This window comes from Mesorhizobium sp. WSM3866, assembly GCF_002294795.1.
GTDB lineage: Bacteria > Pseudomonadota > Alphaproteobacteria > Rhizobiales > Rhizobiaceae > Mesorhizobium.
The window spans coordinates 469,570-493,351 of the sequence record NZ_NSGC01000003.1 but is presented as its reverse complement, the minus strand read 5'-3'; the positions used below and the strand labels follow the sequence as shown (position 1 = coordinate 493,351).

The window sequence follows — 23,782 nt, the reverse complement described above, 5'->3', positions numbered from 1 at the left end:
AACGCTCTCTAAGCCTGAGTGAGCGGGTACTGCTCCCTCAGCGTCTTCAGCACCAGTTCGCCGGGCATCGGCGCGCCGAACATGAAGCTCTGGACATATTCGCAGCCCATCTGGCGCAGCTCCAGCGCGTCGCTCTCGTCGGAGATGCCTTCGGCGACGACCGACAGGCCAAGCTCATGGGCCATGTTGACCATGGACTTGAGCAGCACCGCACGTTTCGGCGTTGCGTCGTCGACGAAGCTCTTGTCGATCTTGATCGTGTCGAAGGGGAAGCGCGTCAGGTAGGAGAGCGATGAATAGCCGGTGCCGAAATCGTCGAGCGACAGTCCGATGCCGAGTTGCTTGAGCTTGGTCAGCACATGCGCGGTCTGCTCGGGATTGTCCATCACCAGCGATTCAGTGAGTTCCAGCCGGAAGCAGCGCGGCTTCAAGTTGGCCCGCGCAATGACGGAGCGCACGTCGCTGACCAGGTCGCGGCGGATGAGCTGCCGGCTGGAGAGGTTGACCGAAACCGACAGCGGCGCGTCGCCGATCTGCTTCTGCCAGGCGGCCAGATCCTCGGCAGCCTGCTGCATGGCGAACAGGCCGAGCTGCACGATCAGGCCGCAATTCTCAGCCACCGGGATGAAGTCTCCCGGCGGGATCATGCCGCGCCGCGGATGATCCCATCTGAGCAGCGCCTCGAAGCCGGCGACGCTGCCATCCTCCAGCCGCACGATCGGCTGGTAGGCAAGCGTGAATTCGCGCCGCTCGATGGCGCGGCGAAGATCGGATTCGAACTGCAGCCTGTCGGTGCCGACGGTGCGGAAGGCCGGCCGGAACGGCTCGATCCTGTCGCCGCCGAAACGCTTGGCCTGATGCATAGCAAGCTCGGCGTCCTTGACCATGTCCTCCGACGAGGTTTGCGCCGTCGTCCAGGTGATCAGGCCGATCGAGGCGGTGAGCACGATCTCGCGCTTGGCAAAGGTGATCGGATTGTTGATCGCATGCTTGATGGCATCGGCCATGGCGGCGATGCGGGCCGGATCCTGTTCCGACAGCAGCATCAGCGCGAACTGGTCGCCGGCAAAGCGCGACAGCGAATCCTTGGGCTTCAAGAGCCGGTGCAGCCGGCGCGCGATGGTCAGCAGGATGGTGTCGCCGGCCGAAATGCCGAGCCCGTCATTGACCTGCTTGAAACGGTCGATGTCGATGACGAAGACGGTCGGGCGCACCTTGTCCTCGGTGCGGGCGATCGAGATGATCGCCTCCAGCCGGTTCATGAACAGCTCGCGGTTAGGCAGGCCGGTCAGGTTGTCGTGCACGGCGTCGTGCAGCAGCCTTTCCTCGGATTTCTTCTGCTCGGTCACGTCGACCATGGTGCCGACACAGCGGATCACCTCGCCATCCGACCCGATTACGGGGCGGGCGCGCAGCGCGAACCAATGATAATGCCCGTCGGCGCCGCGCAGGCGGAAATTCTGGGCCACGCGGCCGCGGCGGTGCTCCAGCACCACGTCCAGCGTTGTGCGGAAGGTGTCGCGGTCGTCGGCATGCAGCACCGGCAGCCAGTTGCGGGCGGCGCCCGAAAGGCTGTTAGGGGCAAGGCCGAGCTGCAGGCTGATGTCGGGCTTGGTCACCACGCGGTCGCGCAGCACGTCCCAGTCCCAAACGATGTCGCCCGAGCCGGCGACTGCAAGCGCCTGGCGCTCGAGGTCGGAAAACAGGCCCTGGTGCAGCGCGCCGCCGGCAAAAGCGTGCTGCATAACGGTGAAGCCGATCAACAGGATGATCAGGATCAGACCGCCGCCGAGCGCCGGCTGGGCGATGTCGTTGTCCAGCATGCCGGTGATCGCCATCCACGAGCCGCATAGCCAGAGCAGCACCATCACCCAGCTCGGCACCAGCATGATCGCGCGGTCATAGCCGCGAATTCCGAGGAAGATGATGAGGCCGAGGCCGGTGAGCGCGGTGGCGGCAAACGAGATGCGGGCGATGCCGGCGGCGACCGCCGGATCGACGATGGCCACGCCGGCAATCAGCAGCAGCCCGAGGATCCAGACCAGCGCGCCATAGCTGAAATGGCCGTGCCATCGGTTGAGGTTGAGATAGGCGAACAGGAACACCACGAAGGTACCCGCCAGCGCCACCTCGGTACCGGCCCGCCAAATCTGCTCGTTGCCGGGCGAGATTTCGATGACCTTGTTGAGGAAGCCGAAATCGACGCAGATATAGGCGAGCACCGCCCAGGCAAGCGCGGCGGTGGCCGGGAACATCGAGGTTCCCTTGACGACGAACAGGATGGTCAGGAACAGCGCCAAGAGGCCGGCGATGCCGATGACGATGCCGCGGAACAGCGTGTAGGAATTGACCGAGTCCTTGTAGGATTCCGGGTCCCACAGATAGACCTGCGGCAGCTTGGGCGAGGCGAGCTCGGCGATGAAGGTGACGACCGTTCCGGGGTTGAGCGTCACCCGGAACACATCAGCGTCGGGGCTGGTCTGGCGGTCGAGCGCGAAGCCCTCGCTGGGCGTGATCGCCGCGATGCGCGTCGAGCCGAGATCGGGCCAGAAAATACCGGAATTCACCAGGCGGAAATGCGGCGCGACGATCAGCCTATCGAGCTGCTGGTCGGTGGTGTTGGCGAGCGCGAACACCGCCCAGTCGCCGGTCGAGCGCGCGTCATTGGCCTCAACCTCGATGCGCCGCACGATGCCGTCGGGGCCGGGCGCGGTCGAGACCTGGAAATTCTCGCCCTGGTTCCGGTAGATCTCGACTGCGCCCGAAAGGTCGAGCGCCTTGTCGTCGCGGGCAATCTTGATCGGCTCGACGGCCAATGCCGGCGCAACCGCTGAAAGCGTGACGAAGAGCGCCAGGATGAGGGCGAACAGCGACGCGATTCGCGAAAAAGTCGTCACATATCAGCCCTTCGTTCCATCACCCGGCGGATCGTCCGCGATCCGGGCGTAGAGGTAGTGATCCTGCCAGATGCCGTTGATCCGGAGATAGGATCTGAGAAGTCCTTCGCGCCGGAATCCGGCTTTTTCAAGCACGCGGATCGACCGTGCGTTGTCGGGAATACAGGCAGCCTCGATCCGGTGCAACCGCAGCGTATCGAAGGCAAAACGCGACACCACCTTGACCGCGTCGGTCATCAGTCCACGGCCGCCGAAGCGCTCGCCGATCCAGTAGCCGATGTGGCCGCTTTGCGCGACACCGTGGCGGATGTTGCCGAGCGTGATGCCGCCGGCGAGCTTGCCGCTCGACTTCTCGAAGATGAAGAAGGCAATGGCCGTGCCTTGCGCATAGTCCTCGCGGTAGCGGCCGATGCGCAGCCGCCAGGCGGTGCGGTCGAGCTCGTCAGGCTGCCAGCGCGGCTCCCATGGCTCCAGGAAGGCGCGGCTTTCGCCGCGCAGCGTCGACCATTCGCGGTAATCGTTGGTCAAAGGCACGCGCAACGTGACTTTTTCGCCCTTCAGTGCCGGCAGGTCGCGGCGAAAGAAAGGAAGCGCGAACACGACTTTGGAACGAAGGTTAGACGGCGAGCCTGCGAGCCGTCGTCTGCGGGCCCGCAAGCGATTCGAGGATCGCCTCGTAGGGCGCCAGCGTGCCCACGGGGCCGACCGCCGTCAGCGTCGGCTTGGTCGAGAACAGCCGCGAGGAGAGATCGGTCAGCCGCTCGACCGTCAGCGCCGCCAGCCGCTCCATCAACTCCTCCTTGGCGATCGGCCGCCCGAACAGCAGCAACTGCCTGGCGATCTGCGAGGCGCGGCTTGCCGGGCTTTCGGCCGACATGATGAGGCCGGCCCGATATTGCGCGCGTGCGCGGTCGAGCTCATCCTGCTGGATGCTTTCCCCGGCCTTCTGCAATTCGTCGATGATGACCGGCACCAGCTTGGCGATATCACTCTGTCCGGTCGCCGCATGCACACCGAAAATGCCGGTGTCGGAAAAGCCCCAGTGGAAGGCATAGACCGAATAGCACAGGCCGCGCTTCTCGCGCACTTCCTGGAACAGCCTCGACGACATGCCGCCGCCGAGGATCATCGACAGCACCTGCGAGGCATAGAAGTCGCGCACATGGTAGGCGCGGCCCTCGAAGCCGAGCACGATCTGCGCGTCCATCAGGTCGCGGTCCTCGCGGAAGTCGCCGCCGACATACTGCGCATATTGCGGGATGTTGCTGGTGGCCTTGGCGCGGAAGCCGCCAAGCTGCCTTTCCACCTCGCGCACGAAATTGTCGTGCTTGATGTCGCCGGCGGCCACGATCACCATGCGCTCGGCGCCATATTGCCGTTCGATGAAATCGTGCAGCTGCCTGGAGGTGAAGGATTTGACCGTCTCCGGCGTGCCGAGGATCGAGCGGCCGATGGTCTGGTGGCGGAAGGCGGTTTCGGTGAAACGGTCGAAGACGATGTCGTCGGGTGTGTCGTGCGCGGCGCCGATCTCCTGCAGGATCACATGCTGCTCGCGCTCCAGTTCCTCCGGATCGAACTCCGATTCCTGCAGGATGTCGGCCAGGATGTCGACCGCGAGCGGCACGTCGGCGGAAAGCACCCTGGCGTAGTAGGAGGTCGTCTCGACGCTGGTGGCCGCGTTGATCTCGCCGCCGACATTCTCGATTTCCGAGGCGATCTCGAAGGCGCTGCGCCGTTTCGTTCCCTTGAAAGCCATGTGTTCGAGCAGATGGGCCATGCCGTGCTCTTCGTCGCGTTCATTGCGTGCGCCCGACTTGACCCAGGCGCCAAGGGCAACGGATTCGAGGCTTGGAAGGGTTTCGGTGGCGACCGTCAGGCCGTTCGACAGACGGCTTACCTCAACACCCATATGGCAACTACTCCCTAACGGGCCGCCCGCGTGTGGCGGCTCACGTATTCTTCCACCATTTTCAGCTCGGATGGAAGTATGGTGTACTTTTCGTCGGCTGTCATCAAGCCGGCGAGCCAGGCCGGCAGCGCTGGCGTAACGCCGCTGGCGGCCTCGACCGCCGCCGGGAATTTGGCCGGATGCGCGGTGCCGAGAACCACCATGGGCACGGCGCCCGACATATGGCGGGCCGCAACGTGCATAGCGGCGGCCGTGTGCGGATCGAGCAGATAGCTGCTCGCTTCAAGCGTCTGGCGAATGGTTGCCGCGACCTCGTCGACGCTGGCGCGGCCGGCGTCGAACTCCGCACGCATCCTCGCCATTTCGCCCGCTTCGACGGTAAAGGCGCCGGACTGCTTCAGCCCGTTCATGTAGCGCCTGACCGTCGCGGCATCCCGGCCCGCCGCCTCGAACAGCAGGCGCTCGAAGTTCGAGGACACCTGGATGTCCATCGACGGCGAGGTGGTGGCGAACACGCCCTTGGTGCGATATTCGCCGCTTGCAAGCGTGCGTGCCAATATGTCGTTGTCGTTGGTGGCGATGATCAGCCGCTCGACCGGCAGCCCCATTCGCTTGGCGGCATAACCGGCGAAAATATCGCCGAAATTGCCGGTCGGCACGGTGAATGACACCGGCCGGTCGGGCGCGCCCAGCGACAGCGCCGAGGAGAAGTAATAGACGATCTGGGCCATGATGCGGGCCCAGTTGATCGAATTGACACCCGACAGCGACACCCTGTCGCGGAAGCCGTGGTCGTTGAACATATCCTTCACCAGGCCCTGGCAATCGTCGAAATTGCCTTCGATCGACAGCGCGTGCACATTCGCGGCGCTCGACGTCGTCATCTGCCGCTGCTGCACCGGCGAGACCTTGCCGTTGGGGAAGAGGATGAAGATATCGGTGCGGTCGCGGCCGGCGAAGGCGTCTATTGCCGCGCCTCCGGTGTCGCCGGAGGTGGCGCCGACGATGGTCGCGCGGTTGCCCCGTTCAGCCAGCACATGGTCCATCAGCCGCGCGAGCAGCTGCATCGCCACGTCCTTGAAGGCCAGCGTCGGGCCGTGGAAGAGCTCGAGGATGAAGGTGTTTTTGCCCGTCTGCACCAGCGGGCAGACCGCATCGTGCCGGAAAGTCGCGTAGGCTTCACGCACCAGCCGTTCGAAGACGGGTGCGGCTATCTCGCCGCCGAGGAAGGGTGTCAAGACGCGGATGGCAAGGTCGGGATAGGCGAGGCCGCGCATGGCGCGAATATCGGCGGACGAGAACTGCGGCCATTCGCGCGGCAGGTAAAGCCCGCCGTCGCGCGCCAGTCCGGCCAGCACCGCGTCCGAAAATCCAAGCACGGGCGCATCCCCGCGGGTACTCACATATTGCATCGTCAAGAACCCATTGCTGCCGGCCGCGTCATCCACGGCAAATTGGTTAATTTTCCGAGCCGGCTCAGTCGCATTTTCGCCGCGGCGTTGATATACGTCACCGGCTTTGTGAGAGGGAAGTGCAGTTCATGAGGTTTTATTCGGTCAACCGCCGTGTTGTCGCGGGTCTGGCGCTCACCGGCTTTATGCTTGCCGCCGCAGGCTGCCAATCGAGCGACAATGGCATTTTGAACTTCGGCTTCAGCAAGAAGGACCCGACCGCGCCGCCACCGCCGCAGGACCCCAAGGTGCTTGCCAGCCAGTTGCGCGCCTACTGCCCGAAAGTGACGCTGCGCGACGGCACCGCCTTCTTCAATACCTATGCTAAGGGCGCCGCCGCCAAGACGAAGAAAAAGAAAGTCGATGCCGCGGCGGACGCTGAAGCCGAGGCAGCCGCAGCCGCACAGACCGGACCGAACGGTCAACCCGTCGACCCCAATCGCGATCCCGCCAAGATCATTTACCAGGCCTCGATCACCGACGTGACGCGCGACTGCACTCACGAAAACGGCCAGCTGACGATGAAGATCGCGGTGGCCGGCAAGGTCGTGCCGGGACCGCTGTTCACGCCCGGTACCGTGACGATGCCGATCCGCATCGCGGTCCAACATGGGCCTGACGTGCTCTATTCGCAGCTTCATCAGTATCAGGTGCAGGTCACCGATCCGTCTGCCGCGACGCAGTTCGTCTTCACCGACACCAACGTCGTAGTGCCGGAGCCGACCGCCCGCGACTACCAAGCCTATGCCGGCTATGACGAGAACGCGCCGGCAGCGACGGACAAGTCCAAGGCCAAGAGGAAGAAGCGCGTCGCCGCGGCGGCGACAAACTGATCTGGTTCGCCTCCAATCGCGCTTCCGCGGTTAAGCGTCCTCCGACCACTCCGACAATGCCGCAATCGTGCTGCCGAGTTCCGCCAAACGGCGGATGACGGTTTCGGCGCCCGCTTCGGTCAGCGAGTCGGCATGGCCGGGATAGCTGTGCCCCGCGCCGGTGAAGCCGATGACGCGCATGCCCGCCGTCCTGGCGCCGGTGACGCCGTGCACCGAATCCTCGATGACGAAAGTGTTCTTCGGGTTGGCGCCGAGCTGTTCGGCGGCATAGAGGAACACGTCCGGTGCCGGCTTGGTCTTCTTGCCGGGGATGTCGAGCCCCGAAAAGATGCGGCCGGCGAAGAAGGGCAGCAGGCGCACCTTTTCAAGCATGAACTCGATCCGCTCGGTGCGTGAATTGGAGCAGACGGCGCGCGGCGCGGTGACCGCCGCCACCGCCTCGCGTGCGCCGTCAATGATGCGCACGTCGCTGCGCAGCTTGCGATCGACGAGTTCCTCGGCGCGGTCGATCAGCGAGGCCTGAAAAGGAAGGTGAGATTTCTCCTCGACCCGCATCAGGATGTCCTTGAAGGTCAGTCCGGCATAGGTCTCGGCAAGCTCCTCCGGCGAAATCTCGTATCCGGCGGATGTCAGAAGCTCGGCCTCGACGCGCGCGGCGATGATTTCGGAATCGACGAGCACGCCCTCGCAATCAAAGATGACAAGGTCTGGCTGGGGCATGGCAATCCGAAGCTGGGAGGAAAATGGCCTGACTGGCCCAAGCGGCGCGGCATACACCAATGGGCCGATGTTCGCAAATCAGTGGCGCAGGCTCTCGCCCGACCTTCACCGAATGTTTACGCTGATCGGTAACCATAACGGCCAGTAAATCGTAACGCGTGCTTTGGGTGTTTTGATGTCTGCCGTGCGTCTTCTCGACGAGCTTTCCCACGCTCCCCAGCAGTCCGAATGGCTGGACACGATCCTCAAAGGCGACTGCGTCGCCGCCCTCGACAGGCTGCCCGAAAAGTCGATCGACGTTATCTTCGCCGATCCGCCTTACAACCTGCAACTCGACGGCGACCTGCATCGGCCCGACCAGTCCAAGGTGGACGCCGTCGACGACGACTGGGACCGGTTCGAGAGTTTTGAGGCCTATGACGCCTTCACCCGCGCCTGGCTGCTTGCCGCGCGACGCGTGCTGAAGCCCAATGGCACGATCTGGGTGATTGGCTCCTACCACAACATCTTCCGCGTCGGTGCCAGGATGCAGGATCTCGGCTTCTGGATCCTGAACGACGTCGTCTGGCGCAAGACCAACCCGATGCCGAATTTCCGCGGCCGCCGCTTCCAGAACGCCCATGAGACGATGATCTGGGCCTCGCGCGACCAGAAGTCCAAGGGCTACACCTTCAACTACGAAGCGCTGAAGGCCTCGAATGACGATTTGCAGATGCGCTCGGACTGGCTGTTCCCGATCTGCACCGGCGCCGAGCGCCTGAAAGACGAGAACGGCAACAAGCTGCATCCCACGCAGAAGCCGGAAGCGCTGCTGGCCCGCATCATGATGGCCTCGACCAAGCCGGGCGATGTCGTGCTCGATCCCTTCTTCGGCTCGGGCACCACGGGTGCGGTCGCCAAGCGCCTCGGCCGTCACTTCGTCGGCATCGAGCGCGAGCAATCCTACATCGATGCCGCCAATGAGCGCATCGCCGCCGTGCGCCCGCTGGATGAGGCCGACCTCACCGTGCTGTCCGGCAAGCGCGCCGAGCCGCGCGTCGCCTTCATAAGCCTGATCGACACCGGCCTGGTGGCGCCGGGCGCCACACTTTACGACGCCAAGAAGCGCTGGGCGGCCAAGGTGCGCGCCGACGGCACGCTGGCCATCGGCGACAGCGCCGGCTCGATCCACAAGATCGGCGCCGAGGTGCAGGGTTTGGACGCCTGCAACGGCTGGACCTTCTGGCACTATGAGCGCAGCGGCGGCCTCACCCCGATCGACGAATTGCGCCGCATCGCCCGCCTCGGAATGGAGCGGGCAGGCGGCTGATCCGCTTGAATCGAAAGCTCAACCGATTGCCGCAAGTGATTCAGTTCAGGCCGCAATCCCGAGCCGTTCAAGATCCGCTTGAAGCGCCTTGGCATCGGTGAACAGCACCGCCTGCCAGCCGGCGGCCTTGGCGCCGTCGACATTCTTCTGGCTGTCGTCGATGAAGAGTGTGGCGGCCGGCTCCAGGTCGAAGGATGCGACGTGACGGTCGTAGATGGCCTGGTCCGGCTTGATCAGGCCGATCTCGCCCGAGACCGTGACGCCGCGCGGCCGATTGAGAAAGTCGAAGCGCCGGCGGGCTTCGGCGAACGTGTCGGCGGCGAAATTGGTCAGCATGGTCACATCGCGGCCCCTGTCGATAAGGCCGACCATGATGGCGACGCTGTCGTCATAGGCATGCGGCACCATCTCGTGCCAGCAGCGGCGGAAGTTGCGGATGTTCTCGGCGTGATCGGGGTGTTCGGCGATCAGCAGCGCCTCGGCGTCTTGCCAGGTGCGGCCGCGATCCTGCTCGATGTTCCAAGCGCTGGTGCAGACATTGTCGAAGAACCATTTCCGCTCCTCGGCATCCGGGATCAGCCGGCTGAACGGAAGGTCCGGATCGTAGTGGATCAGCACCTTGCCGATATCGAACACGATGTGGCGGATGTCAGTCATTGCGGTCCTTTCAACGCGGGCGCAGCGGGGCTTGCTTTTTGGTTGCGCCCGGTATCGCTGCCTCGATTACCTTTTTCATGACGGTGGGCAGCGCTTCCCCGGGAATTTCGTGGGCTAGCGACCAGAAATGCCCGTTGGGCGCATCACCCCTGATGTGGGCATGGAAGACGTCGAGTTCGAGCGCGAAATGGGTGAAGACATGGCCGATCCGCCCGGCGCGCCGCCAGTCGGCCGAAATGGGCGCTGCGTCCGCCGTCGTAGCGCCGTCGGCCCGCGCCGTCCACGCCGTGGTCGGCACCTCGGTCATGCCGCCGAGCAGCCCCTTGTCCGGCCGTTTGCGCAGCAGGATGGCGCCGTCATCGCGTTGAGCGACAAAGGCAGCACCGCGCCTGAGCGGCTTGTCGCCCTTGGGCAGGCGGACTGGAAAGCGCTCCGGATCGCCTGACAGGATCGCGCTGCAATCCTCGCGCAGCGGGCACAGCGTGCAGCGCGGCCGCCGCGGCGTGCAGATCGTTGCGCCGAGATCCATCATCGCCTGGGCGAAATCGCCGGGCCTTGCACGTGGCACGAGCTTCTCGACCAGCGCTCGGATTTCCGGCTTGGCCTCGCTGAGCGGCGTCTCCACCGAATAGAGCCGCGAGATGACACGCTCGACATTGCCGTCGACGACGGCGGCAGGCCGGTCGAAGGCGATCGCCGCGATGGCGGCCGCCGTGTAGGCGCCGATGCCCGGCAATTCCTTCAATCCCGCCTCGGTGTCGGGAAAGCGGCCGCCCCGCTGCGCCACGAGATCGGCGCAGGCTTTGAGATTGCGTGCCCTCGAGTAATAACCGAGCCCGGCCCAGGCCTTCATGACGTCCTCGGCCGGCGCTGCCGCCAGCGCCTCGACGGTCGGCCATTTCTCGACAAACGTCCGGAAATAGGCTTTCACCGCCTCTACCGTGGTCTGCTGCAGCATGACCTCGGAGAGCCAGACGCGATAAGGGTCGGGTTTTGTCCCACGCGAGAACGCACTCGGCGTCACGCGCCAGGGCAGGTTGCGGTGATGCGCGTCGTACCAGGCAAGCAGGCGGACGGCGATGCTGCTATCTCCGGATACGCACTTCTCGGCTGCGGCCTTGCGGGTCTGGTCTTGCGGTGCCATTGATCGGGTGAGTTAGGATCGGAGAACGCACATGGCAGGGAAAAGGCCCTTCGGCAATCCCGTTCCGGTGAGCGATCTCGCGACCGAGATCCTCGATCCTGTCCTGAAGAAGCGCGCCGGCATCTCGATCGGACTGGTGCAGTCCTGGGAAGAGATCGCCGGGCCGCGCCTGGCCAGCCACTCGCGCCCGGAAAAGATCCAGTGGCCGCGCCGCCTGCATGAGGACGATCCGTTCGAGCCGGCGGTGCTGATCATTGCCTGCGAAGGCATGGCGGCGCTGCATCTCCAGCATGAGGCGGGCGAGGTCATCAACCGCGTCAACGCCTTCCTGGGTTTCAACGCTATAGGCCGCATCAAGATCCTGCAGAAGCCGGTCCTTTCGGCGAAAGCGCGGCCGAAACCACAACCGAGGCCGCTCAGCGAGGCCGAGAAATCGAAGCTGGCGCGAACGGTCGGCAAGATCGAGGATGATGGCTTGCGCGCTTCGCTCGAGCGGCTCGGCGCGACCATCCTCGGACAAAAAAAGCCCTGAGCATGTCTCCCGAAAGTTCCGGCGGTTTCGGGAAAAGTCGTGGAGCGCGCTGCAAAATTGTCGTCAATATCGCATATTCGTGATCGCGCCCGAAAAATTTGGCGATTGGATTGGGGATGCCGATGCCTTAATTCGCGCCAACTCTCGCCTTTTCTAGCCCTTGCATTGCAAAATCCAACCGATATCAGGTGATTCGCATGAACCGCTCTTTGTCTCGCAGAAACCTTCTGACCACGCTGGCCGCCGTTCCGGCAGTGGCGCTGCTTGCCGCGTGCAGCGACTCGGGTGAAGAGGCAAAGGCGGCCGATGTGAAGCCCGCCAATCCGTCGACGCCAGCCAAGCCTGCCACGCCCGCGGCCGCTCAGGTGCTGGAAGCGCAGGGCACCGTCGACATGGCGGAACTGCTCAAGCCCGGCGCTTTGCCCGACAAGCAGCTCGGCAAGGACGACGCCAAGGTCACCATCGTCGAATATGCCTCGATGACCTGCCCGCATTGCGCGCATTTCAACGACACAACCTTCCCTGAGCTGAAGTCGAAATACATCGACACGGGCAAGGTGCGCTATATCCTGCGCGAATTCCCCTTCGACCCGAGCGCCGAGGCCGGCTTCATGCTGGCGCGCTGCGCCAAGGACAACTATTTCGCCATGGTGGACGTGTTGTTCAAGCAGCAGCCGAGCTGGGTCGGCGTCAGCAACACCAAGGAAGCGCTGCTGCAGATTTCCAAGCTCGCCGGTTTTACACAGGAGTCATTTGAGGCCTGCTTGACGGACCAGAAGCTTCTGGACGATGTGAGAGCAGTCCAGAAACGCGGAGCGGACGAGTTCAAGGTCGACTCGACGCCGACCTTCTTCATCAACGGAAAGACCTACAAAGGGGCGATGTCGATTGAGGAAATGTCGGCCATCATCGACCCTCTGCTCTGACGTCCAGGCCGCGCCGAAGCTGCTTGGCTTCGGCATGTCGGTCTTTGCGGAGCGGCGCGAATGAAGTTTTCGCGCCTTCGCCTCCTCGGTTTCAAGTCCTTCGTCGAGCCCGGCGAGTTCGTCATCGAACGCGGGCTGACCGGCATTGTCGGGCCGAACGGCTGCGGCAAGTCCAACCTTGTCGAGGCGCTGCGCTGGGTGATGGGCGAAAGCTCCTACAAGAACATGCGCGCGTCCGGCATGGACGACGTGATCTTTTCCGGCTCCGGCGCGCGGCCGGCGCGCAACACCGCCGAAGTCACGCTCTTCCTCGACAATTCGGACCGCACGGCACCCGCCGCCTTCAACGACGCCGATGAATTGCAGGTGTCGCGCCGCATCGAGCGCGAGGCGGGCTCGCTCTACCGCATCAACGGCAAGGAAGCGCGTGCCAAGGACGTGCAACTGCTCTTCGCCGACCAGTCGACCGGCGCGCGCTCGCCGTCCATGGTCGGCCAGGGCCGCATCGGCGAGCTGATCCAGGCCAAGCCTCAGGCGCGCCGGGCGCTGCTCGAAGAAGCCGCCGGTATCTCCGGCCTGCACACGCGCCGGCACGAGGCGGAGCTTCGGCTGAAGGCGGCCGAACAGAACCTCGAACGGCTTGACGATGTCGTCGGCGAGCTGGAAAGCCAGATCGACAGCCTGAAGCGCCAGGCGCGCCAGGCTTCGCGCTTCAAGAACCTGTCGGCCGACATCCGCAAGGCCGAGGCGACGCTTCTGCATCTGCGCTGGACGCTGGCCAAAACCCAGGAAGGCGAAGCGCGTTCGGCGCTTGCCGTTGCCACCACGCTGGTCGGTGACCGCGCCGCAGCCCAGATGGCCGCTGCGAGGGAGCAGGGCATCGCCGCCCACCGCCTGCCCGACCTGCGCGACGCGGAAGCGGCCGCGGCGGCGGCCTTTCAGCGCCTGTCGATCGCCAAGACGCAGATCGAAGAAGAGGCCGGCCGCATCCGCTCGCGCCAGGCGGAGCTGGAGCGGCGCCTGCAACAGCTCGATGCAGACATCGCCCGCGAGGAGCGGATGGTGCGCGACAATGCCGACATTCTCGAGCGTCTCCGCGCCGAGGAAGCCGAGCTCAATTCGGACAATGCAGGTGCTGCCGAGCGCGAAGCCACCACCCGCGCCGCCTTCGAGCAGGCCGGCGCGACGCTCTCGCAGAGCGAAGCCAGGCTTGCCGCGCTGACGGCCGAACGCGCCGAGGCGGCCGCTTCGCGCCACCAGATCGAGCGCACTTTGCGTGAGACCGCCGAGCGCCGCGACCGCTTCGCTCGCCAGCTTGCCGAGGTCGATCGCGAGCTCTCCGATATTGTGACGCGCATTTCCGGCCTGCCCGATCCCGCCGAGAAGCGGCTGCTGGTCGAGGACGCGCTTGCCCGGCTGGAAGAGAGCGAGCTAGGCGCCATCGCCGCCGAGCAGGCGGTCGCCGAAGCGCGCGCCGCCGAAAGTGCCGCCCGTCCGCCTCTGCAGGATGCCAAGGCCGAATTGCAGCGCATCGAGACGGAAGCGCGCACGCTGGCCAAGATACTCAACGCCGCGAGCGGCGATCTCTTTCCTTCGGTGCTGGAGCAGATCAGCGTCGAGCGCGGCTACGAGACGGCACTTGGCGCCGCGCTCGGCGAGGACCTCGAGGTGCCGCTCGACCGCAGCGCCCCGGTACATTGGGGCGAGAGCGCGGTCCAACCGGGTGACGCGGCCCTGCCTGAAGGCGTGAGGAGCCTGGCGAGTGTGGTGCGCGCGCCGGCGCAGCTTGCCCGCCGCCTGGCGCAGATCGGCATCGCCGACGCCGCCGATGGGCGTCGCCTTCAGGCGCAGCTCGCGCCCGGCCAGCGGCTGGTCAGCCGCGACGGCGCGCTCTGGCGCTGGGACGGCTTGACGGCCAGCGCCGATGCGCCGACCGCTGCCGCGCAGCGGCTGGCGCAGAAGAACCGCCTGGCGGAGCTCGATGCCGAGGCCGTGCAGGCGACCCGCGTCGTGCGCGAGGCCGAGGACGCGCTGGCGCGTGCCGAGCAGGCGATGCGCCAGGCGAGCGAGGCCGAGCGCAACGCGCGTCAGGCCGGACGCGATGCCCAGCACGCACTGGACGCCGCCCGCAACGCGCTGGCCGAGGCCGAGAAGGCCGGCGGCGAGCTGGCGAGCCGCCGTGCTGCCTTGGATGACGCCCGCGCGCGCATCGTCGACAGCCATGAAGAGACGCAAGCCGCTTTCCTCGAAGCCGAGGAGATGCTCAGGGACGCGCCCGATCTCGGCGACCTGCAGCTCCAGCTCGAGCAGGCCTCCGCCAGTGTAGCTCGCGACCGCGCCACGCTTGCCGATACGCGCGCCGTGCATGACGGCCTACGGCGCGAGGCCGAAGCGCGCATGCGCCGGCTCGACGCGATCGGCACCGAGCGCAAGAACTGGCTGGAGCGGGCCGAAAACGCCTCGACGCAGATCGCCGCGCTTGGCGAGCGCAAGGCTGAGGCCGAAGCTGAGCGCGAGCGGCTGGCCGACGCGCCCGACGAGATCGACGCCAAGCGCCGTGCGCTGTTGAGTCAGCTTTCCGAGGCCGAGGCGCTGCGCCAGGCCGCCGGCGATCGCCTGCAGGAAGCGGAGACCAAGCAGGCCGAGCTCGACAAGGCGGCGACCGCGGCGATCCAGTCGCTTGCCGAAGCGCGCGAGACCCGCGTCCGCGCCGAGGAGCGGCTGACCGCGGCCGACGAACGCCGCGCCGAGGTCGAGGCGCGCATCCAGGAAGCGTTGAACACGCCGCCGCATCTCGTCATCAAGCATACCGGGCTAGAGACCGACGATCCGACGCCGGACATGGCCGAGGTCGAGCGCCAGCTCGACCGGCTGAAGATCGAGCGCGAGCGGCTCGGGGCCGTCAATCTGCGCGCCGAGGAAGAACAGAGGGAGCTGTCGGACCGCCTGGAAATCATCGTTTCCGAGCGCGAGGACATCATCGAGGCGATCAGAAAACTGCGCCAGGCGATCCAGAGCCTCAACCGCGAGGGCCGCGAACGCCTGCTGTCGGCCTTTGAGGTGGTCAACGGCCACTTCCAGCGCCTGTTCTCGCATCTTTTCGGCGGCGGCACGGCCGAATTGCAGCTGATCGAGTCCGAAGATCCGCTGGAAGCCGGCCTCGAAATCCTCGCCCGCCCGCCGGGCAAGAAGCCGCAGACCATGACGCTGCTCTCCGGCGGCGAGCAGGCGCTCACCGCCATGTCGCTGATTTTTGCCGTCTTCCTTACCAATCCGGCGCCGATCTGCGTGCTCGACGAGGTCGACGCCCCGCTCGACGACCACAATGTCGAGCGCTTCTGCAATCTGATGGACGAGATGTCGAAGACCACCGAGACGCGCTTCGTCATCATCACCCACAACCCGATCACCATGGCGCGCATGGACCGGCTGTTCGGCGTCACCATGGCCGAGCAGGGCGTCAGCCAGCTGGTCTCGGTCGACCTGCAGGCGGCTGAGGCGATGCGCGAGGCGAGTTGAGGGCGGCTTGGCGTCCGGAACCGACTGAGTTACCTCTCCGGTGCCGTGGCTGGCGCCGTGTAACGCCGGCGCACGGCCTCCAGCACGCGCTTGCGGCTGTCCTCGGGCGATAGACGCTTGTCCTTCTCGGCCTCTGCCGTCTCGCGGGCGAGTTCCTTGTCCCTGATCTGTTGGCGGAACCATTTGGAATAGTCGCCGGCGCGCAGGTGATATTCCCAGGTCTTGTCGTCGATGCCTTCTGCCATTTGGGCGAAAATAATCAGGTTGTGGGCTCTGAGGTTCATCGCCTTTTCCGGCCCCGTGAAATAGAAACTGCCGGCCTCGTCGAGCTCGCCTTCGGCATATTTGCGGCTGTGCCGCTTCAGCGATTGGTGGGGTTCGATCACCTTGACCGTGAACGGCTTCTTGCCGTCCTGCGGCCGCCACAGCAGAACCCGGTCACCCTTCGGCGAAGGAATGCTCTTGGGCGCCTCCAGCCCGGCCTCCTTGCAGAAGGTCTTGATCACGCTCTTCGCCTTCGGACCGAGCGCGATGACCGCCGTCACCAGGCGCAGGACCCCGGTCGAAATCGCTTCCGGATGCACGGTGATCAGCACCGTGCCCGGCAGCTCGAGCGACAGCACCGCGCGCGTGTCCTCGCGGCGCCTGGGCAGAAGGTGATGCGCCTCGTCGATGATCAGCCAATGCGGCCTTGCCGTGCGGTAGCGGACGCTGCCGAGGCCTGGCAGCAATTCGGCAAAGAAGTCGGGCCGCTCGTCGACCTTCAGCGCCAGCCCGTTGACCACGATATTGGTGCTAGGCTTTTCGATCAGCTCCAGCAATTGTTCCTTGCTGGGTGTAGTCGAGCCATCACCCAACGGAACGGCGCCCTCCAGTCCGTCATAGTCGCCCTCGGGATCGAAAATGCAGAACTGCAATCCCTGTTCGGCAAGTCGCTCGGTGAGCGCTGTGGCCAATGTCGACTTGCCGATACCGGAGCTTCCGGCGATCAGAACGGTCTCGACGGGCGACAGATAGACCTTCTTGCCGTTGGCAGTTCCCAGCAGGACGCCGCGCAAGCGCTTGCGAGCTATCAGATGATCCTGCTTTATCAGCTTGCCGATCAGTTCTTCGACACCCTTGCCGCGCGCCTCCCTCGTGACGAGGTCGGCGGTTTCCTTCACGGCGGGCAATGCGTTGGCGACGGCGATGCTGCAACCCGAAGCCCTGAGGAAGGCGTGGTCGTTCTCGGCATCGCCGATGCCCACCACATTATGCGGCGACAATCTGAGGTCCTTGAGCGCAGCCGCCAGTCCGGTGGCCTTGTTGATGCCTGAGGGCAGGATCATCACCGCGCCCTTGTTGAAGATGATCTCCAGCTCAAGGCCGAGCTCCTTGATGACGTCGAGCACGGTGGCCTGGTGCGGCTCCCAGGTGGCAACGATCGAGCGGCCGACCGAGAGCGGCTTGACGCCGCGCTTCTTCAGTCTGTCGACGAAATCGGCGGAAGGCGAGGGCGAGATTGTTTGCTCTTCTTCGCTCGCCGGCGTGTAGATCAGCGCGCCGTTTTCGGCCACCACCTTGTCGAATAGCCCGACCTCCGGAAACACCTCTTTGAGATCGGGCAGTTCGCGGCCGGTGACCAGGATGAGCTTGCGGCCGGACTTCTTCAGCTTCTTCAGCGCCGACAGCGTGCTGGCGGTGACCAGTCCGTCATGCGCCAGCGTGCCGTCGTAGTCGGTGGCCAGTGCCATGAAATACATCGGGTGATCCTCTCCGCTGCCGGTCGCTCGGTCCGTCTGGAACAAACAACGTCTGTCGGCGGAAAAGGTTTAGGCCGGCGCTTTCGCCTGCCTGGCGAGAAACCTGGCGTGGAGAAATGCAACTCATCGGAAAGAGAGAAAGGTTGGCTGGGTTCTGGAAAGGCGGGGCGTTTCTGGTCTTTAGGTCTGTTTGGGGTCGGCGCGTTGCTCCTGTGCCCTCTTGCAGATCTCATCCAATTTTTTTCGGACCCGGTCGTTATCGAACAACAGCTTGGCGCGTGAGAATCCTCTGCTACGAAGCTCCCATTCGATGGCAAGCCATCCTTCATAGTCGCCAGATAACGCAAGTTTCCCGGCTTCGCGCCACATAAGCACGTCACGCTCTCGGGACACACCCTTTCTCCGTGCTTTTGCGCGAAGCATATAGGAGGTCGGGCCGATATTGTCGAGGGACCTGCCCCACAGCTCGCCGCGACCAGAGCACGGACTTCCACTTCATATTGAGAGAGCGTGATGTCGAGCTGACGCAAATATCGGTCAGTTCATTGCCGGGCGCTCGACATCCCGGCGTGCGTTCTTGCCCCATAACTCACGGACGAATTTGATCGTCTCGCCAATCGTCCGGATTTCGATGATTTGCAACGATGGAACCCGTGCGCACCGTCTCCGCTCATGGACTGCTCCTGCGAGGCCGGTGGGTTTTGGAGGTGGCAAGGGATCGAAAGCCGCGTTGAGACCACTGAAGAGAATCCGCGCTGAAATCGCCGCGCCACCCAATTCCCGCTAGAGATATATTGTTACATTTTGAGACACTTTTTTTAAATTTTGTGATTTGCTCCATACCGCTAACCTGGGCTTTTTTGGCCGCGAGCCATTCGGGCTTCAGGCATGTTGGGCAGAAAGGGTGGGGGTGTGAAAGGTCGCCAAGAATGGCCGATACGAATACCATTGTCTTGAGCGGTGACTACGGCTACCGCCAATATAAAGCATCCGGTCTCCCCGCCGACACCACTATCGATGCCAGCAAAGCCTCGTGGATCGTCGCCAATCAGGGAAGCTCCACCAACCTCTATCCCTTCGCGGTCGTCAACCCCGGCGACAACCTCGTGGCGTCGGGCGGCACGATCAACGGCACGGTCTCCCAAACCGGCGCCTGGGAGGACGTTTACGTCAACTCCGCCGCAGTCCGCGTGAATTCAGCCCACAGCTTTGTCATCGACGACTGGACGATCACCAAGCCCTGGGATGGCATCCGTGTCGGCGGCACTGGCACCTTCCTCATCGAGGATACCTATGTCGGCTACTCACGAGACGACGCGGTCGAGGACGACGACGTCATCGGCGGCACCATCCGGGATTCGCTGTTCGACCACGTGTTTTCCGGAGTGAGCCTTGGCGACGGTGACGTGGATGGGTCTGACAACACGGTCACCATGGATGGCATGCTTCTAGGCATGGGAGAGTATCTTCGCAAAGGCGAGATGACGCACGGTTCGCCGTTCAAACTGGACAAGGGCACAGGCGCTGACGATATCGTTCCCAGCTTGCGCTTCATCGACTGCGTGGTGGCGATCACCGACGTTGACCACAACGGCTTGGAGCGGGTGCAGCGGGCCTGGGACAAGACGGTCGAGTCGCACGGCAATTACTATCTCAACCTCTCCGACACGCCACTGCCGGCGGATTATCCAATGCCGCCCGCCGGCTGGACGGTCCTTCAAGGCCAAGCGGCCCGCGATTACTGGGCCAACGCCAAGGCGGCCTGGCATGCAGCCCATGACGGGACGGACCCGCTGCCGTCATCTCCGACCGTGCCGACCGACCCGCTACCGTCATCTCCGACCCTGCCGACGGACCCGACCCACGGAACGACCGGGAACGATACATTTGTCGGCACTGCCGCGGCCGATACCTTTGATGGCCTGGCTGGCAACGACACATTGCGGGGCAAGGGTGGCAACGACGTGCTGACCGGCGGCGCGGGCCACGACACCTTTGTGTTTGACACCGCCTATGGCGCCGGCAATGTCGACACGCTGACCGACTTCGACGCTGTAAACGACGCGCTCTATCTCGACAACGCCGTCTTCACCCAACTCGGCGCCGGTTCCTCGTCCAGCCCGACGCAGGTGAACTCGTCGTATTTTGAGTTGCGAGAACACGCCACCCATAGCAACGATCACCTGCTCTACAACCGGGCCACGGGCGTCTTGTCCTATGATCCCGACGGCTCGAGATCGGCCCCGCAGGTGGAAATCGCCCATCTGGAGCCCGGAGCGGCACTGACCTATCACGACGTATTCGTCGTTTGATCGTTCATGCGATCGGACCATGGCATGGCGAGGGGCGGGCGCGCCCCCCGCCGTGCCTGGTTCCGACGGTCACCGATCAGAAAGGCGGCGGACGCCGATCAAGTTGCCCATAAGCGTCGGCCGCATTGATCGCCGCGGATGCGCATGCGCCGGCCTTTCCGGTCGGCGCTGCCATCACCAATTCCAAACCGATCGGGCCGATGGCGGCGACACCATTATCGGCGGCCAGCTTGCTGCGGCGGCGCCGCTATTATTGGAAAGCATGTAGCAACTTGAGTTTCACGCCGCCTCGTTCGCAGACGTCATTTTCACTGCCAGCAAACGATTGGCTGACTAAGGCAATTTCGAGTTTGGACGATTCAATTCTCTGCTTGAGAATCAGACGCTTAGCGCCATCCTGGATTGGTGGTTCCTGGCGTCCCAGCCGAACTGGATGCCCGGTGGATAACTTCCGGTGAAAGTGAGGCTAGGCTGTCAAAAGGTCGCAAGCGATAGCGCGGCTGCTTGGCATGATATATAAACATTGTCTAAAATGATCGCTTAACCAAAAGAGACGATTTCGGGGATGCCCAGTTACACGAATAGAAGGGTGCTGTCGAAGAGCGTGGTCGAAATGGGCCTGTTCTCCGCGGTGATGAACACCCTGGTGCTAGTTCTGCCTCTCTACATGCTGCAGGTCTATGATCGGGTTTTGCCCGCCGCCAATTTGGACACGCTCACCTACCTAACATTGCTTGCGCTTTCGACGCTCTTGCTCTTCGGCGTGCTCGAAGTCGTGCGGGGTGTATACGCAAGCCGGCTCGCGGCGCGACTGGATGTCTCTTTGGGCACATCGTCTTTTCTCGCTGCAATGAGTGGCCCTCGCGCTGGCCTCGGCGATGTTCAAGCCTTGCGCGACTTGGCCACCGTGCGAGGCTTCATCGCTTCGAGAACGATTTTCTTTCTCTTCGACCTTCCTTTCGGGCCGATCTTCGTAGGCCTGCTCTATTTCATCCATCCGCTGCTCTTCCTCGTGACGGTCGTCGGGGCGGTTCTCATGGTCGCCATCGCCATGCTGAACCAGGTCGCGAGCTCGCGACCTGGCAAGGAGGCGGCGGAGAGTCTCAACGCCTCGATGAATTCGGCGCAGGCTTTCGCCCGAAACTTCGAAACCGTTCGCGCACTTGGCATGGTGTCCAACGCGATAGAATTCTGGGGCACCCGTTTTTCCGGCTCTCTCCACGCCTCGGATGGGCTCGCTCGCATCAACTCGTTTTATGGCGGTGTATCGCGCACCACTCGTTCGACACTGCAGATCGCGATATTGGGGGCCGGCGCTTATCTGGTTCTGCACAACGAGATGACCGCCGGTATGATATTTGCGTCCTCGATGATTTCGGCGCGCGCTCTGCAACCTCTTGATCAGATCATTGGGAGTTGGCGGCAGATCATCGACGCCAATCTTGCGTGGAAGAGGCTTTCGGCTCTCCGGTCCGGGCTCGACAACCAGGAGAACGTAGCATTGCCGGCTCCTGAAGGAGCGCTAAGCGTGGAGCAAATAGTCTATCATCTTCCGGGCGCGGCCGATGGCTCGCTGCCGCTGATCAAGCGCTTGACCTTTGAGGTCGCCGCCGGCGAGACAGTCGCGATCGTAGGGCCGAGCCAGGCTGGAAAATCGACTTTGGCGCGCCTCATCGTCGGTGCGATCGCGCCCCGCTCTGGGGCGATCCGGATCGACGGCGGCGATGTTCGGAACTGGGACCCGGAACAACTCGGCCGCCATATTGGTTACCTGCCGCAAGATGTGGAACTCTTCCCGGGAACCATCGCGCAAAATATCGCGCGGTTCGAACCGAATGCGCCCAGCGAGAAGTTGGTTCAAGCAGCCCAGCGGGCCCAAGTGCATGAGCTCATCCTGGGTCAGAGGGATGGCTACTCGACGCTGATCGGCCCGACCGGCGTTCGCCTTTCGGGTGGCGAGCGTCAACGCATCGGGCTTGCTCGGGCCTTCTACGGCGATCCCAAGGTGCTGGTTCTCGACGAGCCCAATGCAAATCTCGATTCCAACGGCGAAGCCGCGCTCGAGCGCGCGATTAGCGGGGCGCGTTCACGAAAAACGACCGTGCTTGTCATAACCCATCGGCCCTCTCTCGCTTCCAAATGCGATCGCGTATTGATGCTACGCAATGGCCAGGTCGAGATCTACGGTTTGACCAAGGGCGTGCTCGATAGACTTGTCGAGCGACGCGCCCAAGCGGGGTGGCCCGCAGCCTCTCAGTCGCGCGAAGGAGTGGTGCCTTTCCCCTCATCTGCTCGAGGCGAGATAAAGGTCGCTAATGACTAGCCAAGCCATCGGCGCCAGGACGTATAGCTGGCAGCGCAACGTCGACACACGCACAGATCGCATCACGCTCGCGGGGTATGCAAGCGTGTCCGTTTTCTTGCTTGGCTTCGTATTCTGGGGCGCAATGGCGCCGATTGCCGGAGCAACGATCGCGCCAGGAGTGATTGCAGCAGCTGGACAGAATGTCATGATCCAGCATCTCGAAGGTGGCGTGGTCAGCAGCGTCAAAGCTCGAGAGGGTGACAGAGTCTTACGAGGGCAGGCGCTGATCGTGCTCGATCCAACGGTGGCGCAGTCGCAGCTCAACCGAGTCCTCAAACAGTGGGTCGCACAAAAGGCTGAGATCGCGCGGCTCGAGGCAGAACGGGATGGCCTGGAGAAAATCGTCCTGCCCCGCGATTTAGGCGCCTACTCAGACGCGTCCGAATTCAGTGACGTCTTTGCAGAGCAAACCAAGGAGTTCCGGGCTCGGCTAGCGCGCTATGGCGCAGATCAGGAGATCCTTAGGGAACGGGTGGCAGCCCTTCAGGAAGCTGTTGCCGGCTTGAAGGCGCAAAAGGGTGCTGCGGCAAACCAGCTCGCGATCGTCAATGCCGAGACGGAACGCAAAAAGCACTTGCTCGACAAGGGACTGACAAATCGTTCCGAATACACCGACCTTCTGCGCAGCACCGCCGAGTTGGTAGGTCAGGAGGGATCGCTGGAGGCGCAAATCGCCAGCGCGGCCACCCAGATCGTGGAAGCGCGCCAGCAGATTGAAAGACTAACAACCACCCGGGTCGAGGATGCTGTCACCGAACTGAACAAAGCCCGGGTAGAGGTGGCCGACCTTGAGGAACAAATCAACGCCGCTCGATCGGTCCTGGTGCGAACGACCATTCGTGCCCCGGCGGACGGCATCATCGTCCGCTCTCTGTACAATTCCGAAGGCAGCGTCATTCGTGCTGGCGAGCCTGCGATGGAGCTTCTGCCGACGAAGGAACTTATCGTCGAGGCAAAGATCAAGCCTGAAGACATCGATTCTATCCGAGTCGGCCAAGGCGCGAACATGATGTTCACGGCCCTGAACGCACGGACAACACCAAAAGTGCCGGGAAAGGTCTTCTACATTTCGGCGGACCGGCTGACCACTCCCAGCACTGGACAGCCCTATTACACCGTGCGGCTTAAGATGGCCGACAAGCTGCCACCGCAGGTCAAGCCCGAGCAGATCTACCCAGGCATGCCGGTCGAAACCTTCATTTCAACCGGCGAGCGAACCTTTCTGAGCTATCTGACCAAGCCGCTGGTGGACTCGTTCCAGCGCGCCTTTCGGGAAAGATAGCCCGATCCTGCCTCCTGCGGCCTTCAACCTTACCCGAAGTGGAACTCTTCCGCCGGATTATGCGCAACCGGGTTCGCCACTCACGGTTCTCGGTTTTCATGGCCAAAACGTCGCACGCTCGTAGCGCTCGAGGCGACGGGCTTTGTGATGGCTGTCTCGCCACGTGATCGAGGGCAAGGGCGAT

General features: G+C 63.6%; 17 protein-coding genes. 9 read left to right on the top strand and 8 right to left on the bottom strand.

The features are described from left to right. Positions 1–8: 8 nt before the first annotated feature. The 4 genes from CK222_RS10400 to thrC are packed head-to-tail and all read right to left on the bottom strand — an operon-like array spanning position 9 to position 6,218. The gene (locus tag CK222_RS10400; RefSeq protein WP_095800290.1) at positions 9–2,897 is read right to left on the bottom strand and encodes an EAL domain-containing protein; all 2,889 of its coding nucleotides are present in this window, start codon (positions 2,895–2,897) and stop codon (positions 9–11) included. Positions 2,898–2,900: 3 nt separating this feature from the next. After that, positions 2,901–3,497: a GNAT family protein gene (locus CK222_RS10395; RefSeq protein ID WP_066997979.1), complete on the bottom strand. Its 597-nt coding sequence runs from the start codon at positions 3,495–3,497 to the stop codon at positions 2,901–2,903. Positions 3,498–3,513: 16 nt separating this feature from the next. Continuing rightward, positions 3,514–4,806: a pitrilysin family protein gene (locus CK222_RS10390; RefSeq protein WP_066997977.1), complete on the bottom strand. Its 1,293-nt coding sequence runs from the start codon at positions 4,804–4,806 to the stop codon at positions 3,514–3,516. Between the two features lie 14 nt (positions 4,807–4,820). Then, positions 4,821–6,218: a threonine synthase gene (gene thrC / locus CK222_RS10385; RefSeq protein ID WP_095800346.1), complete on the bottom strand. Its 1,398-nt coding sequence runs from the start codon at positions 6,216–6,218 to the stop codon at positions 4,821–4,823. Positions 6,219–6,346: 128 nt separating this feature from the next. Between thrC and CK222_RS10380 the strand changes: the two genes are divergently transcribed. Then, positions 6,347–7,090 carry a hypothetical protein gene (locus CK222_RS10380; RefSeq protein ID WP_066997974.1) on the top strand — a complete coding sequence of 248 codons (744 nt, stop codon included), beginning with the start codon at positions 6,347–6,349 and terminating at the stop codon, positions 7,088–7,090. Between the two features lie 30 nt (positions 7,091–7,120). On the opposite strand, the gene CK222_RS10375 is transcribed toward CK222_RS10380, so the two are convergent. Beyond that, entirely contained in the window at positions 7,121–7,810 is a 690-nt protein-coding gene (locus CK222_RS10375; RefSeq protein ID WP_095800289.1) for an HAD family phosphatase, read from the bottom strand. A gap of 175 nt (positions 7,811–7,985) precedes the next feature. Between CK222_RS10375 and CK222_RS10370 the strand changes: the two genes are divergently transcribed. Next, positions 7,986–9,119 carry a site-specific DNA-methyltransferase gene (locus tag CK222_RS10370; RefSeq protein ID WP_095800288.1) on the top strand — a complete coding sequence of 378 codons (1,134 nt, stop codon included), beginning with the start codon at positions 7,986–7,988 and terminating at the stop codon, positions 9,117–9,119. A 45-nt stretch (positions 9,120–9,164) separates the two neighbouring features. On the opposite strand, the gene CK222_RS10365 is transcribed toward CK222_RS10370, so the two are convergent. Both CK222_RS10365 and mutY read right to left on the bottom strand, forming a co-directional pair. After that, a complete protein-coding gene (locus CK222_RS10365; protein WP_095800287.1) occupies positions 9,165–9,776 on the bottom strand; it encodes an HAD family phosphatase in 612 nt (203 codons plus the stop codon). Positions 9,777–9,786: 10 nt separating this feature from the next. Beyond that, complete coding sequence (mutY, locus tag CK222_RS10360; RefSeq protein ID WP_095800286.1) at positions 9,787–10,920, bottom strand: A/G-specific adenine glycosylase; 1,134 nt, start codon at positions 10,918–10,920, stop codon at positions 9,787–9,789. 31 nt (positions 10,921–10,951) lie between these two features. On the opposite strand from mutY, the gene CK222_RS10355 reads away from it, so the two are divergent. From CK222_RS10355 to smc, 3 genes are all read left to right on the top strand, one after another. Continuing rightward, the gene (locus CK222_RS10355) at positions 10,952–11,452 is read left to right on the top strand and encodes a DUF721 domain-containing protein (RefSeq protein WP_067327870.1); all 501 of its coding nucleotides are present in this window, start codon (positions 10,952–10,954) and stop codon (positions 11,450–11,452) included. A 197-nt stretch (positions 11,453–11,649) separates the two neighbouring features. Next, the gene (locus CK222_RS10350) at positions 11,650–12,378 is read left to right on the top strand and encodes a DsbA family protein (RefSeq protein ID WP_095800285.1); all 729 of its coding nucleotides are present in this window, start codon (positions 11,650–11,652) and stop codon (positions 12,376–12,378) included. Positions 12,379–12,438: 60 nt separating this feature from the next. Continuing rightward, positions 12,439–15,897 (top strand): chromosome segregation protein SMC, encoded by a 3,459-nt coding sequence (gene smc, locus CK222_RS10345; RefSeq protein ID WP_095800284.1) that lies wholly within the window; start codon positions 12,439–12,441, stop codon positions 15,895–15,897. A gap of 29 nt (positions 15,898–15,926) precedes the next feature. Here smc and CK222_RS10340 read toward each other — a convergent pair whose 3' ends face one another. Beyond that, entirely contained in the window at positions 15,927–17,639 is a 1,713-nt protein-coding gene (locus CK222_RS10340; RefSeq protein WP_095800345.1) for an HAD family hydrolase, read from the bottom strand. Positions 17,640–17,642: 3 nt separating this feature from the next. Between CK222_RS10340 and CK222_RS31565 the strand changes: the two genes are divergently transcribed. The 4 genes from CK222_RS31565 (at position 17,643) to CK222_RS10320 (ending at position 23,598) form a co-directional block, all read left to right on the top strand. Continuing rightward, entirely contained in the window at positions 17,643–17,921 is a 279-nt protein-coding gene (locus CK222_RS31565) for a hypothetical protein (RefSeq protein ID WP_127323569.1), read from the top strand. Positions 17,922–18,568: 647 nt separating this feature from the next. Next, positions 18,569–19,951, top strand: coding sequence for a calcium-binding protein (locus CK222_RS10330; protein ID WP_095800283.1), 1,383 nt, complete (start codon positions 18,569–18,571; stop codon positions 19,949–19,951). A gap of 589 nt (positions 19,952–20,540) precedes the next feature. Beyond that, positions 20,541–22,274, top strand: a complete 1,734-nt coding sequence (locus tag CK222_RS10325) for a type I secretion system permease/ATPase (RefSeq protein ID WP_176477610.1) — start codon at positions 20,541–20,543, stop codon at positions 22,272–22,274. Further along, a complete protein-coding gene (locus tag CK222_RS10320) occupies positions 22,267–23,598 on the top strand; it encodes an HlyD family type I secretion periplasmic adaptor subunit (RefSeq protein WP_095800281.1) in 1,332 nt (443 codons plus the stop codon). The genes CK222_RS10325 and CK222_RS10320 overlap by 8 nt, the downstream gene beginning before the upstream one ends. Positions 23,599–23,782: the final 184 nt, after the last annotated feature.

Coding starts and splice junctions, on each gene's coding strand:
- CK222_RS10390 (WP_066997977.1), bottom strand. CDS start 4,806: ATGGGTGTTGAGGTAAGCCGTCTGTCGAACGGCCTGACGGTCGCCACC.
- thrC (WP_095800346.1), bottom strand. CDS start 6,218: ATGCAATATGTGAGTACCCGCGGGGATGCGCCCGTGCTTGGATTTTCG.
- CK222_RS10380 (WP_066997974.1), top strand. CDS start 6,347: ATGAGGTTTTATTCGGTCAACCGCCGTGTTGTCGCGGGTCTGGCGCTC.
- CK222_RS10375 (WP_095800289.1), bottom strand. CDS start 7,810: ATGCCCCAGCCAGACCTTGTCATCTTTGATTGCGAGGGCGTGCTCGTC.
- CK222_RS10370 (WP_095800288.1), top strand. CDS start 7,986: ATGTCTGCCGTGCGTCTTCTCGACGAGCTTTCCCACGCTCCCCAGCAG.
- CK222_RS10365 (WP_095800287.1), bottom strand. CDS start 9,776: ATGACTGACATCCGCCACATCGTGTTCGATATCGGCAAGGTGCTGATC.
- mutY (WP_095800286.1), bottom strand. CDS start 10,920: ATGGCACCGCAAGACCAGACCCGCAAGGCCGCAGCCGAGAAGTGCGTA.
- CK222_RS10355 (WP_067327870.1), top strand. CDS start 10,952: ATGGCAGGGAAAAGGCCCTTCGGCAATCCCGTTCCGGTGAGCGATCTC.
- CK222_RS10350 (WP_095800285.1), top strand. CDS start 11,650: ATGAACCGCTCTTTGTCTCGCAGAAACCTTCTGACCACGCTGGCCGCC.
- smc (WP_095800284.1), top strand. CDS start 12,439: ATGAAGTTTTCGCGCCTTCGCCTCCTCGGTTTCAAGTCCTTCGTCGAG.
- CK222_RS10340 (WP_095800345.1), bottom strand. CDS start 17,639: ATGTATTTCATGGCACTGGCCACCGACTACGACGGCACGCTGGCGCAT.
- CK222_RS10330 (WP_095800283.1), top strand. CDS start 18,569: ATGGCCGATACGAATACCATTGTCTTGAGCGGTGACTACGGCTACCGC.
- CK222_RS10320 (WP_095800281.1), top strand. CDS start 22,267: ATGACTAGCCAAGCCATCGGCGCCAGGACGTATAGCTGGCAGCGCAAC.